Annotated in this window: 10 protein-coding genes and 1 pseudogene; 1 reads left to right on the top strand and 10 read right to left on the bottom strand. The window is 40.2% G+C overall.

Annotation, left to right across the window (positions count from 1 at the left end; genetic code table 11):
* The first annotated feature begins 475 nt into the window (after positions 1-475).
* Positions 476-2,323, top strand: a complete 1,848-nt coding sequence (locus QL998_RS14260) for a sodium:proton antiporter (protein ID WP_007586413.1) — start codon at positions 476-478, stop codon at positions 2,321-2,323.
* A 70-nt stretch (positions 2,324-2,393) separates the two neighbouring features.
* Here QL998_RS14260 and QL998_RS14265 read toward each other — a convergent pair whose 3' ends face one another.
* From QL998_RS14265 to QL998_RS14310, 10 genes and pseudogenes are all read right to left on the bottom strand, one after another.
* Positions 2,394-3,032 (bottom strand): SEL1-like repeat protein, encoded by a 639-nt coding sequence (locus tag QL998_RS14265; protein WP_007586412.1) that lies wholly within the window; start codon positions 3,030-3,032, stop codon positions 2,394-2,396.
* Positions 3,033-3,143: 111 nt separating this feature from the next.
* Positions 3,144-4,457, bottom strand: coding sequence for an adenylosuccinate synthase (locus QL998_RS14270; protein WP_007586409.1), 1,314 nt, complete (start codon positions 4,455-4,457; stop codon positions 3,144-3,146).
* Between the two features lie 214 nt (positions 4,458-4,671).
* Positions 4,672-5,550, bottom strand: a complete 879-nt coding sequence (hflC, locus tag QL998_RS14275; protein WP_182194459.1) for a protease modulator HflC — start codon at positions 5,548-5,550, stop codon at positions 4,672-4,674.
* Between the two features lie 5 nt (positions 5,551-5,555).
* The gene (gene hflK, locus QL998_RS14280; RefSeq protein WP_010554352.1) at positions 5,556-6,725 is read right to left on the bottom strand and encodes an FtsH protease activity modulator HflK; all 1,170 of its coding nucleotides are present in this window, start codon (positions 6,723-6,725) and stop codon (positions 5,556-5,558) included.
* 100 nt (positions 6,726-6,825) lie between these two features.
* On the bottom strand, positions 6,826-8,115 hold the full coding sequence (hflX, locus tag QL998_RS14285) for a ribosome rescue GTPase HflX (RefSeq protein ID WP_154903612.1): 1,290 nt from the start codon (positions 8,113-8,115) through the stop codon (positions 6,826-6,828).
* A 15-nt stretch (positions 8,116-8,130) separates the two neighbouring features.
* Positions 8,131-8,394 carry an RNA chaperone Hfq gene (hfq, locus tag QL998_RS14290; RefSeq protein WP_007586402.1) on the bottom strand — a complete coding sequence of 88 codons (264 nt, stop codon included), beginning with the start codon at positions 8,392-8,394 and terminating at the stop codon, positions 8,131-8,133.
* A gap of 78 nt (positions 8,395-8,472) precedes the next feature.
* Positions 8,473-9,390 carry a tRNA (adenosine(37)-N6)-dimethylallyltransferase MiaA gene (gene miaA, locus QL998_RS14295; protein ID WP_290192924.1) on the bottom strand — a complete coding sequence of 306 codons (918 nt, stop codon included), beginning with the start codon at positions 9,388-9,390 and terminating at the stop codon, positions 8,473-8,475.
* A 10-nt stretch (positions 9,391-9,400) separates the two neighbouring features.
* Complete coding sequence (gene mutL, locus QL998_RS14300; protein ID WP_290192925.1) at positions 9,401-11,248, bottom strand: DNA mismatch repair endonuclease MutL; 1,848 nt, start codon at positions 11,246-11,248, stop codon at positions 9,401-9,403.
* A gap of 36 nt (positions 11,249-11,284) precedes the next feature.
* Positions 11,285-12,628 carry an N-acetylmuramoyl-L-alanine amidase gene (locus QL998_RS14305; RefSeq protein WP_024597271.1) on the bottom strand — a complete coding sequence of 448 codons (1,344 nt, stop codon included), beginning with the start codon at positions 12,626-12,628 and terminating at the stop codon, positions 11,285-11,287.
* A gap of 27 nt (positions 12,629-12,655) precedes the next feature.
* Positions 12,656-12,784, bottom strand: a pseudogene (locus tag QL998_RS14310) (tRNA (adenosine(37)-N6)-threonylcarbamoyltransferase complex ATPase subunit type 1 TsaE); the annotation flags it as partial.

The raw sequence follows: 12,784 nt of genomic DNA on the forward strand, positions 1-12,784 counted from the left end.
TACTTAAATAATTAAATAAACTTGTTTGGCAAAACCATACCAAGAATTCGGCAAATGATATTTTGTAATGCTCTAATACTAGAAACATCACTAACACATGATTATAAAGATTAAAAATGACGTTAAGATTAACAAGCCTGTTTTATCTTCAATAAACTTCGTTAGATGACTAATTATTAGAACACGAAGTATAATACACCAAATATCCCTTTAAAATCAAGGTTAAAATTCGAACTAAGTTAATACGAAACACTCATATCCTTTATATTGTTATTAAAATTCAATAAATTAAACAATTAATACACTTCAAAATAAGGTGGCTAAGTTCTCGCTAAATAATTTAAGCCTACTAATCTTTTATAAGCAGCTAAAATTGATTAGTAATATTTCAGTTTCCGGTGTATACCCCTGTATTAATAATTAACAAAAGTTATACTTTCTAAACATATCGTCATAAATAAGGAATTCTTAATCTATGTCAGCAATTTACATAGCCGGTATCGCACTTTGCTCTGTGCTTGCCCAATGGGTCGCGTGGGCTTTTAGAGTACCCGCTATTCTTTTTTTATTGCTTACTGGTCTTTTACTTGGACCATTTAGTGGTGTTTTAGACCCTGATGCATTGTTAGGTGATTTACTGTTTCCAGTAGTATCACTAAGCGTTGCCATCATTTTATTTGAAGGTTCCTTAACTCTGCATTTCAGAGAATTAAAAGGGATAGGAAAAGTTGTAAGGAATCTCTGCTCAATCGGTATGCTTACTACCTGCATTATTATTAGCTTAAGCGCCTACTGGTTGCTTGAGCTCAATTGGCGGGTTGCTGCGGTACTAGGCGCAGTACTCGTTGTTACTGGCCCTACCGTTATAGCACCGCTATTAAACTCAATGCGTCCAACACAAGACATAGACCGCATACTTCGCTGGGAAGGTATTGTAATAGACCCAATTGGCGCATTATTTGCTGTATTGGTATTTGAAGCTGTAATGCTTGTAGGCCAAGGCGAAGTATTTAGTCATACTATTATTGCTTTAGTTAAAACCCTGGGTGTTGGTTTAAGTATTGGTGTTGCTGCAGGTTGGCTAACAACCCTATTAATGCGTCGCGAGTGGCTGCCATTTGAATTACATAAGTTTGGAATTTTAGCACTAGTCCTTATTAGTTTTTCTGTATCAAACTATTTAAGCCATGAATCAGGCTTATTAGCAGTAACTGTATTTGGTATTTGGCTTGCGAACCAAGACGATTTAGAAATAGATTCTGTACTTGAGTTTAAAGAAGACTTGTCGATGATATTAATATCAACGCTGTTTATTTTACTTGCAGCACGTTTACAGCTTTCTGATTTGATGATGCTCGACAGCGATGTATTTATATTTTTAGCTATTGTGCTTTTTGTTGCACGCCCACTGTGTATTGCTATTTCGACCTTTGGTACTGACTTACCAATGAAGTCTCGCTTGGTACTTGCCTGGATTGCTCCACGCGGTATAGTTGCCGCAGCCGTTGGGTCGGTATTTGCACTAAGTATGATGGAAGCTGGCGTTGCTGATGCTGAAAAAATGGTGCCACTTATATTTACGGTGATCATCATTACGGTTGTGCTGCAAAGCTTAACAGCCATCCCTGTTGCCAAGCTATTAGGTGTACGCCAACCATCGCCAAACACAATATTAATTATTGGTGCAAACCATGTATCGCGTGCAATTGGACGTGGCTTACAAGAGCAGAATATTCCGGTTCACCTTTCAGATCCTGCATGGGAAAACTGCAGAATGGCACGTATGGATGGCTTAGCTTGTTATTATGGTAACCCGCAATCAGAGCATGCTGAACGCTACTTACCTCTAACAACTATTCGCAGTGTCTTAGCGCTATCGCCAAACCGTCATCATAATGCGCTAGGCGTTCAATACTTTTCGCATTTACTTAATGAAAAAAATGTATTTTCGCTTCGCTCATCAACGTCGCATGCTAAAGCAAATAAAGACAGTGCAACGTTTTTATCTAGACAAATACTGTTTGGCGACGAAGGCTCATACGCACGTTTGAGCAGTATTATAGCTAAAGGCGGTAAGGTTAGTTCAACACGTATCTCGGATGAGTTTAGCTGGGAGCAATACCTAGAAATGAACCCTGAGGCTATCCCTTTGTTTATTCTTAAAGGTGATAAAGACAGCGACGACGATACGCCAATTAAGCTAAGACCATTTACAATTAACATGGAAAAACCGCCGCAAGAAGGCGAGCGTGTTGTTGCATTACAGCCGCCTAAAATGTCGGTCTTAAAAGACCCGCAAACAAAGGCTAAAGAAGAAAGTTAAACACTTTTACAGGTAGTAAAAACTCAAAAACCCTAACTTAAAAAGTTAGGGTTTTGTTTTTTAAGAGCCATTAAATAGGAAGACGAGCTCGCGCAACCACACTATCTGGCATTTTTTGCGCTAACTTAGTCAACGCTCGCTCAATTTTTTTATGAGTCGCTTTATCTGCCACCATAGAATTAAATAGCCAGCGGTATGCATCTTCAAAATCACGCGGGCTGCCATAGCCATCATTAAATAATTTAACCAAACGTAGTTGTGCTTTTAAATTGCCTTGCGACGACGCTTCACGCAAATACGTAATTGCCATTGCTTTATCTTGCTGAACTAAACGCCCGGTGTCGTAGTAACGCCCTAACTGCTCTAGCGCTGCCGCTAAGCCTTGCTCAGCCGCTTTTCGCATGTAATACACACCTAACTCTACATTACGATCCACGCACACGTTATAAGCCAGCATATCGCCGTATAAAAATTGATAAGACGGCAATGCCATTTTATTGGCTCGTGCTTCTATATCTTGCACTAACTGGCAATCATCTGCCTTCACCCGCGCTAAATGCGTATTTTTATTTATTAACGCAATTAGCTCAGATTCTGTATACAGCGGTACAGCAGCAGGGCTTTCTGTAGCTAAGCTGTTGGTTGCTATAAATAAAGACAGTGGAATTAATGAAAGCCTTAATACGCAATTACGGTAAAATAAACGCATGCTCACCACTTATAAAAATAAACTTATTAAAATATATACAAAGATCGTTCCAAGGTGAATTTTAGATACAAAAAAAGCTGCACTAGGCAGCTTTTTTTAATCTAATGGTAATTACGCAAACGGGTTGCGAAGTACCATAGTTTCCACGCGGTCTGGACCTGTAGAAATAATATCAATTGGAACACCCGTAATTTCTTCAATACGCTTGATGTAGTCAATCGCAGCTTTTGGTAAACCGTCAAGACTCGTTACACCAACAGTGTTTTCTGACCAACCTGGCATTTCTTCGTATACTGGCGTTACTTTATCGTAACCTTCAGCTGCTAATGGTGTTACGTTAGTAACTGTGCCATCTTCAAGCTTGTAACCAATACAGATTTTAAGCGTTTCTAAGCCATCTAAAACATCAAGCTTAGTTAAACAAAAACCTGAAATACTGTTGATTTGAACCGCACGGCGCATAGCCACTGCATCTAACCAACCAGTACGACGAAGTCGACCTGTTGTAGCGCCAAACTCATGGCCTTTATCACCTAAGTGCTTACCAACTGGATCTTGTTTCTCAAGACCGTCGTAAAGCTCTGTAGGGAAAGGACCTGAACCAACACGTGTAGTGTACGCTTTAATAATACCTAAAACGTAATCAAGGTTTAATGGACCAAAACCTGCACCAGTAGCAACGCCACCAGCTGTAGTATTTGAAGATGTTACATAAGGGTAAGTACCGTGATCTATATCAAGTAACGTACCTTGTGCACCTTCAAATAAAATGTTTTCGCCTGCTAAACGCGTTTGATCTAAAAGCTCAGTTACATCTACAACCATTGCTTTTAAGATATCAGCAACAGCCATTGCATCATCAAACGTTTTTTGGAAATCGACAGCATCTACTTTGTAGTAGTTAACTAAAGTGAAGTTGTGGTACTCAAGCACTTCTTTTAATTTAGCTGCAAATACTTCAGGATTAAATAAATCGCCTACGCGTAAACCACGACGTGCTACTTTATCTTCGTACGCAGGACCGATTCCACGGCCAGTTGTACCAATAGGCTTATCGCCACGAGCTGTTTCGCGGGCTACATCTAATGCAACATGGAAAGGCAAGATTAGCGGACATGCTTCACTTATTAAAAGACGCTCGCGTACTGGTACGCCGCGCTCTTCAAGCATGCCAATTTCTCTCATTAGCGCTTCTGGTGATAAAACTACACCATTACCAATCACACATTTAACATTGTCACGTAATACACCCGATGGAATAAGGTGTAGAACCGTCTTTTCACCTTCGATAACTAAAGTATGACCCGCATTGTGGCCACCTTGATAACGAACTACTAAAGATGCTTTGTCTGTAAGGAGATCAACTACCTTACCCTTTCCTTCGTCACCCCATTGGGTGCCTAATACAACAACGTTTTTACCCATCGTAAATTCACTTAGAGAAAATTAGGACGAGATTTTACCAGAAAACTAAAGTAAAGATCACCCCTGTTCAGCTTATTTTTTCTGCGGGCAATTGTTATATCCAAATATTGACCAATAACCACATAAATAACAGTGATTTAACGCACTAGTTTGTATTTAACAAAAAGCCCCGCAAATGCGAGGCTTTTTAACTTTTAAATAATTAACGTAAAGTCTATTGAGCTTTAGCGCCTTTCATATATTGGAAGAAGTCGCTATCTGGTGAAAGCACCATAACATCTTGCTTATCTTTAAAAGTCTTTTTGTAAGCTTCCAGCGAACGTACAAAACTAAAGAACTCAGGGTCTTTGTTGTACGCATTAGCATAAATGCCTGCAGCATCAGCATCGCCTTGACCACGTACAGAACGTGCATTACGCTCAGCATCAGCAAGCATTACAGTTACTCGACGGTCAACTCCCGCACGAATAGTCTCTGCTTTTTCCTGACCTTCAGAGCGGTGCTCTTTTGCAACCGCAGTACGCTCAGCGCGCATACGTTGGTAAATAGAGCTACTCACTTCTTGTGGTAGGTTGATTTGCTTAACACGTACGTCTAGTACTTCAATACCTAGCTCACGTGCACTTTCAGAAGCTTGTACTAACGCTTCTTCCATCAACTCGCTACGCTCACCTGATACAATTTCGCGAATTGTACGTGTACCAAAGTTTGTACGAAGACCATTGTTTACTTTTTGCTTAAGTAGCGTTTCAGCATATTGCTTATCGCCACGAGCACGTAAGTAAAAAGCACTAAAGTCATTAACGCGCCATTTTACAAACGAATCAACAATTAAGTCTTTTTTCTCGCTAGTAACAAAGCGATCTGGCGCACCATCTAGCGTTTGAATACGTGCATCAATACGACGTACTTGGCTAAAAAATGGAACTTTAAATTGTAGGCCTGGGCCATATACAATCGCTTGATCGTCGCTGTCTTTTTGTACTTTACTGAATAACATTACAATTGCTTTTTGCCCTTCAGGTACAACAAATACCGATGAGAAAGACATAACAATGGCAGCTAATAGTATTACTAAACTAAAGTTTTTCATTATGATTATCTCCCATCATTGAAGCGGTCGTTGTTAAAGCGGTCATTGCCACTATTAACAGAGCTATTGCGCGACGTATTTACTTTATTGCGTAAATCTTGAATATCACTAGAGCTTGGAAGTGCAACACGTGTTGCTGTCCCTTGCTTATCCATGATCTTATCAAGTGGTAAATAAAGCATATTATTACCGCCTTTAACATCAACCAATATTTTAGAACTACTGCCTAACACTTCTTCCATTGCATCAATGTATAAGCGCTCACGAGTAACTTCTTTAGCTGCTTGATATTCAGGTAATAGCTTTTCAAAACGAGCTACTTCACCTTGTGCTTCTAATGTAATACGCTCTTGGTAACCTTCCGCTTCTTGAGTCATACGCGTTACTTGACCACGAGCACGCGGTTCAATTTCACGAGCATATGCTTCTGCTTCACGGATGAAACGTTCTTCATCTTCTTGTGCAGCAATTGCATCATCAAATGCATCTTTAACTTCAGTTGGTGGACGAGAGTCTTTAAAGTTCACGTCAGTAACAATTAAACCTAAGTTATATGGTTCGATAATCTTATTAAGCTCATCCCATGTATTTTGACGAACAACCTCACGGCCATTAGTTAATACTTGGTCCATTTTTGCATGGCCCACAACATAACGCAGTGCACTGTCTAGCGCTTCTTCTAAGCTACTATCAGCGTTAGTTACGCTAAATTCATAAAGGTATGGGTCAATAACACGGTATTGCACCTGAAACTCAACGCTCACTACGTTTTCGTCTTCAGTAAGCATAAAACCAGAAGCCGATAATGAACGAACTGCTTCAATATCTACTGGGATTACCGTTTCGATGAAAGTCATTTTCCAACGCAAACCAGGATCAGCAATTCGGTCATATTTACCAAATTGTAGAACCACACCACGCTCGGCTTCTTTAACCGTATAAATACCACTTAACGCCCATACAATAACGGCGATAATAAGTATGAATGAAATACCGGCTCCGCCAAGTCCACCGCCGCTACCATTGCCGGATTTTTTCCCGCCAAATAAGCCGCCGAACTTGTTACTAAACTTGCGGAACACCTCGTCTAAATCAGGTGGGCCTTGATCACGTCCGCCTTTATTATTCCACGGATCTTTGTCATTGCCATTATTACCCGGTTCATTCCAGGCCATAGCTATACTCCATTGTTATCTAAATAAATTAGGAAATTGTGTTAAATCTAACAAATCTACCGCGTTTCTCATACAAAAACCGACATTAAAACGTCAATTTTTAATTACGGTTGATAAAACCAGCAATTTCAGGACCAAATTCTTTAATTAAACGATTCCACTCAACCATTGGCATTCTAACATCTAACAGCCAATTACCTTGCTCATCAAAGCGTTCTTCATGTACTGCATTTAAACTAAACAATGCAGCTCTTAAGCGACCATACAATGGCGTAAGAAATAATGTTTCATTAAACATCTTCTTAGCAAGTAGCTCACTAATAGCTTCGCTAAGTAATTCACACCCTTCACCAGTCTGAGCGCTAAGCCATACTCTTATAGGTTGGCCTACGTCATCTCGATCAATACGTGGGCTTACGTTATCCAGCGCATCAATTTTATTATAAATTAATAGCTGTGGTACTTCATCGGCTTCAATTTCTTTAAGCACCGATTGTACTTGTTCAATATTCTCTTGAAGACGAGAGTCTGCTGCGTCAATTACATGTAACTGTAAATCAGCTTCACGAGTTTCAGTTAGCGTTGCTTTAAAAGCGGCAACTAAGTCGTGCGGTAAATGGCGTATAAAGCCCACTGTATCAGCTAAGATAACAGGGCCAACATCACCTAATTCAAGCTTACGTAGAGTCGGGTCAAGCGTTGCAAACAACTGATCAGCCGCATATACATCTGAATTCGTAATTCGATTGAATAATGTAGATTTACCCGCATTGGTATAGCCAACTAACGATACCGTAGGTATTTCGTTACGAGTACGAGCTCGCCTACCTTGTTCGCGTTGTACTGCTACTTTAGCTAAACGCGCACGGATATTTTGAATTCGGGCACGAAGTAATCGTCTATCTGTTTCAAGTTGGGTTTCACCAGGTCCACGTAAACCAATCCCGCCTTTTTGGCGTTCAAGATGGGTCCAGCCCCGAATTAATCGAGTCGACATATGGCGAAGTTGTGCCAATTCAACCTGCAGCTTACCCTCATGGGTACGTGCACGTTGGGCAAAAATATCAAGAATTAGCGTCGTTCTATCAAGCACACGACACTGACAAACACGCTCTAAATTACGCTCTTGTGACGGCCTGAGTTGATGATTGAAAATTACGACATCTGCATTGTGGATTTTGACAATCTCAGCTATTTCTTCTGCTTTACCGGTACCGACGAATAGTTTCGGATGTGGTGCTTGACGGCTGCCTTGCACAACCGCCAAACTACTAACACCAGCAGAAGATACCAACATTTCTAATTCATGAAGATCTTCACGATCCCCTTCTTTAGGTAAGTCGATATGAACTAAAATTGCCTGTTCGCCGGATTCATAGCGGTCAAACAAACATTATGCTCCTAATTAAAAGTTACCAGCTTCTGGTTCTTCAGTGTCTTCACTCCCTTGAACTGCTTGGAAGTTAACTGCGCGAGCAGGGACAACTGTTGAAATTGCATGCTTATAAACCATTTGATTTACGGTGTTCTCTAGTAAAATAACAAATTGGTCAAATGACTGAATTTTGCCTTGTAATTTTATGCCATTTACCAAAAAGATTGATACTGGAATGCGCTCACGTCGTAGTGCATTCAAAAATGGGTCTTGTAACGATTGGCCTTTTGCCATGTTATTGTTCCTTCGTTCTAGGTGTTATTATAATTAAGTGGCTGAACTTATTTGATAAAAAACAATATTCAACTACTACTAGCTTAGCGAACTTACTACACGATGCAAGTTTTCTTCTTCACCCGTTGTTAACCAAGTAACATCAGGCCAGCTACGAAGCCACGTTAACTGACGTTTTGCCAATTGACGTGTTGCTGCGATGCCACGAAAAACCATTTCATCATGGCTTGTTTCACCCGCAAGGTAATCCCACATTTGTCTATAACCAACACAACGAATAGAAGGCATATTGGGGTGTAAATCCTTACGTAGATATAGGGTCGAAACTTCATTTTCAAACCCCTGATCAATCATTATTTTAAACCTTTCTTCAATTCGGCGATGTAATTCGCTACGTTCTTGCGGTGCAATCGCAAATTGATGAAAAGTATAAGGTAAAGCCGGCTGTTTTTGCTTTTGCAACTCAGTCATGGTCTTACCAGTTAACCTGTAAACCTCTAAAGCTCGATTAATTCTTTGTGAGTCATTCTCACTTATTTTTTCGGCTGCTTTTGGGTCAACTTTAACTAATTCTTTATATAAATGAGGCCAGCCAAATTCTTTAGCTTGTGCTTCTAGCTCTGATCTTATTACTGTATCTGCTTCAGGCAAAGGCGATAAACCATCAATTAAAGATTTAAAGTACAACATTGTACCTCCAACCAATACAGGCACTTTACCTTGTCTATGAAATTCGTCAATTTTTTGTACTGCATCGCGCCTAAAATCAGCAACTGAATATGTTTCACTCGGGTCAAGTAAGTCGATCAGATGATGCGGAGCTTTAGCAAGTTCTTCTGCATCGGGTTTTGCAGTACCAATGTTCATATCCTTATACACTAACGCTGAATCAACGCTGATTATTTCTGTATTTAAATGCTCGCACAGTGAGATTGCCAATGCTGTTTTACCAGCAGCAGTTGGACCCATTAAAAATATGACTGGTAAATTACTCAACACTGATACCTTAATCTAATTGCATTAAATAGTGATTTAGCTCTATTTTAACTGCTTTTTCGCGTAAGCGTTCAATAGTTTGCGGATTATTTTGTAAGCGCATTTGTTGCGCTAAAAACACATTGCTTAAATAAAACCGGGGAGGTACACATTTTATCTGCCACTCTAACCAATTCTCTATATTTTCAAGCCCTGCTTTACACCCATCAAGTAGCTCACCTATCGCTGTACTTACATCAAGTAAATATAAGCACGCTGGCAATTTTTTAACCATTACAAACTGTTTTTCTATTACGAGTTCAAAACCAAGTAAAGTAAACCACGATTGCTGAGCTTCTATAAGTAAGCAATCTTCTTTTGATAAGTTTACTCTTACGGGCAGCAAAAGAGCTTTCCCTTCTAAACCTCCGGACTCTTTAATTTGATTATGCCAATCATCTACCAATGCATATTTGAAATGTGAGCAATACAATTGCTGCTCAACACTAAATACACACGCACCTTCATTAACACTGATGATTGAAACTGTCTTTAAAACATTATGCGCAGACTCTAACTGGTGTTGTGCTACGGGTATGTTTGCTACATTATCAAAATGCGCAGCGTGTTGCTCACTCACACCTTGATAAAACGCGTTTACATCATGATGGCTCGTACTTGGTGTATCACGGTATGCCCCGCCACCGCCAACACTTCTAGTATCTGATGCTGAACTACCTGCACTTCCAGAGTAAGAGGGCTGTAATTGCGATTTAGGGTAATCAAATACTCCATCCGCTTTTATATCATTAGAACTACTATGCGCTGACCCCATAAACACAGGCGCAGATTCCACCTCAGAGCTAAGCGGTTCATTCGTAAACTCACCTTGCAGCGGCACTACCACTTGCTTAATAGCCTGTAATATAAAGTCATGAATTAAGCGCCCTTGATGAAAACGGACTTCATGCTTAGCTGGATGAACATTTACATCAACCTGCCGAGGGTCTATATCAATATAAATGACAAAACCGGGTAATTCTTGTGTTCCGCTTACTTCTTCAAATGCCTGGCGTATAGCATGCAGAATAAGTTTATCGCGCATCATACGATTATTAACATAAGTATACTGAGTCGTATTAGCTGAACCTACAGGTAGCACCCAACCATGCAGCTGTAAGCCACCCTCTCCTGATTGAATATGCAAACCTTGCTCAGCAAAAGCCTTACCTGCAACTTGCGCTACACGTGTAATAGCCTGAGAGGGATCTGTCTTCGCACGATACTGCCTTACTACTTTTTCGTTGTGAGTTAGTGTAATAGAGACATCAAAGCGACTAAGCGCAATACGCTTTATCAACTCATCAATATGGCTAAATTCCGTTTTTTCGGTACGCAAGAATTTACGACGAGCTGGGGTGTTAAAAAATAAATCTTTTACTTCAATGGTTGTGCCATCAGGGTGCGCTACTGGCTTTACTTGCACGGCCATATCGCGACCTTCTGCAAATGCTTGCCAAGCAGCTTCTTGATCTTTTGGTTTTGAGCTCAGCGTTAAACGCGATACAGAGCTAATTGACGCAAGCGCTTCTCCCCTAAAACCAAGTGAACAAATATTTTCAAGGTCATCTAGAGATTTTAATTTACTCGTAGCGTGACGAGAAAGCGCGAGCGTTAGCTCATCTTTACTTATCCCTGAACCGTTATCACGTATACGAATAAGCTTATGACCGCCACGCTCTATATCTATCTGAATACGTGTAGCGCCAGCATCTAAACTGTTTTCGACTAGCTCTTTTACTACCGACGCTGGGCGCTCAACCACTTCGCCTGCGGCAATTTGGTTAGCTAAACGCGCGGGTAATATTTCAATATTCATGAGATTTCCTAGCAAGCATTGCGCTAATAATAATGACTAACTTTGTGGTATATCGAGCTCTTGCCCAATAAACAAAGTATTAGAGCTAAGCTTATTAACTTGTTTTAATTCAGTGACTGTAATGCCATAGCGACTCGCCAACATACTTAAAGATTCACCCGGGCGTACCTTGTGCTTTGTTGGATATTGCGACTTTAATTTAGCAAATAAAGAGTCATCAGGTGGATTTTTTAAATAGTAATTTTTAATTGAAGTAAATATAGCTTTAGCCAAACGCTCTTGATGGTTAGCACTTTTAAGCAGCTTTTCTTCTCGTGGGTTAGATATAAACCCTGTTTCTACTAAAATTGATGGGATATCTGGTGATTTAAGTACAGCAAGACTCGCATGTTGGGGATCTTTCTTATGCAACTTAGCAACTTTACGTAGCTCTTTAACCACTTCGTCAGCTACGTTTAAGCCGGTTTTCATAGAGTGATCCATCGACATATCAAGTAATGCTTGCGCTAAGTATTTTTCGTTAGCGGCATCTTTCATTACATCCGCAGCGCCACCTAAAAGCTCAGAGTGCTTTTCTTTATCTTCTATCCATTTACCTATCTCTGAATTAGCACGCCTTAACGACAACACCCAAACAGAGGCACCATTTGGTCCCGGGCTCGTAAATGCATCAGCATGAATAGAGACAAAAAAGTCGGCCTTTTTTTCACGAGCACGATTGGTGCGCGTATTAAGTTTTACAAAGTAGTCACCGCTTCGTACCATGCGCGAAATCATCCCACGTTCGCCATCAATCATGCGCTCTAAACGTTTTGCAATTTGCAGTGTTACTGTTTTTTCGTACGTGCCAGAGGGACCAATTGAACCTGGATCTTCGCCGCCATGACCCGCATCAATTGCAATCACAATATCGCGTTCTTGGCTTAACTGGCGGTTTTTAGCTGCGGTTTGAGCAGGAGAAACAACTGTGGCAGCTTGGCTTTTATTGTATAAATCAACAACGAGCCTGTTTTTATAAGGGCCTGTAGGCGCTAAAGCAAATACAACTGGCTTTACTGGTGCGTTTAATTCAAACACTAACCGAACACTGTGCTTATTTTTAGGTTTTGAGTAGCGTAGCTTGCTCACTATTTGATGTTTTGGTGGTACACCTGGTAGTATTTTTAACTCGCTAGTGTTTTCTAAATCAATTACTAAGCGGCTTGGGTTTTTAAGCATGAAATAGCTAAAGTCAGGCTTATCATTTAAATCAAATACCACACGCGTACTATCAGGGGACGGCCATACGCGTACACTATTAATTGTATTTTTGGCCCACAGCGGCAAGCTTATGGTAATAACCATAAGGTAAATAAAGAGTTTAACTACACCTCGGCTCATTTGATAATTACTGCCTTAACTATATTATTATTTGTTATTTAGTTTTTCGACAATTGCTACACCACGCTCACTGGCGCTATTAATAACAATTTTACGTTTGTTACCCATATAGCTTAGAGTAATATCTAAATCAGGCACAGGAATAAATTCACCACC

It is taken from the genome of Pseudoalteromonas sp. APC 3691, from assembly GCF_030408135.1.
Classification (GTDB): domain Bacteria; phylum Pseudomonadota; class Gammaproteobacteria; order Enterobacterales; family Alteromonadaceae; genus Pseudoalteromonas.

Coding starts and splice junctions, on each gene's coding strand:
- hfq (WP_007586402.1), bottom strand. CDS start 8,394: ATGGCAAAAGGCCAATCGTTACAAGACCCATTTTTGAATGCACTACGA.
- mutL (WP_290192925.1), bottom strand. CDS start 11,248: ATGAATATTGAAATATTACCCGCGCGTTTAGCTAACCAAATTGCCGCA.
- QL998_RS14305 (WP_024597271.1), bottom strand. CDS start 12,628: ATGAGCCGAGGTGTAGTTAAACTCTTTATTTACCTTATGGTTATTACC.
- hflK (WP_010554352.1), bottom strand. CDS start 6,725: ATGGCCTGGAATGAACCGGGTAATAATGGCAATGACAAAGATCCGTGG.
- QL998_RS14270 (WP_007586409.1), bottom strand. CDS start 4,457: ATGGGTAAAAACGTTGTTGTATTAGGCACCCAATGGGGTGACGAAGGA.
- QL998_RS14260 (WP_007586413.1), top strand. CDS start 476: ATGTCAGCAATTTACATAGCCGGTATCGCACTTTGCTCTGTGCTTGCC.
- QL998_RS14265 (WP_007586412.1), bottom strand. CDS start 3,032: ATGCGTTTATTTTACCGTAATTGCGTATTAAGGCTTTCATTAATTCCA.
- hflC (WP_182194459.1), bottom strand. CDS start 5,550: ATGAAAAACTTTAGTTTAGTAATACTATTAGCTGCCATTGTTATGTCT.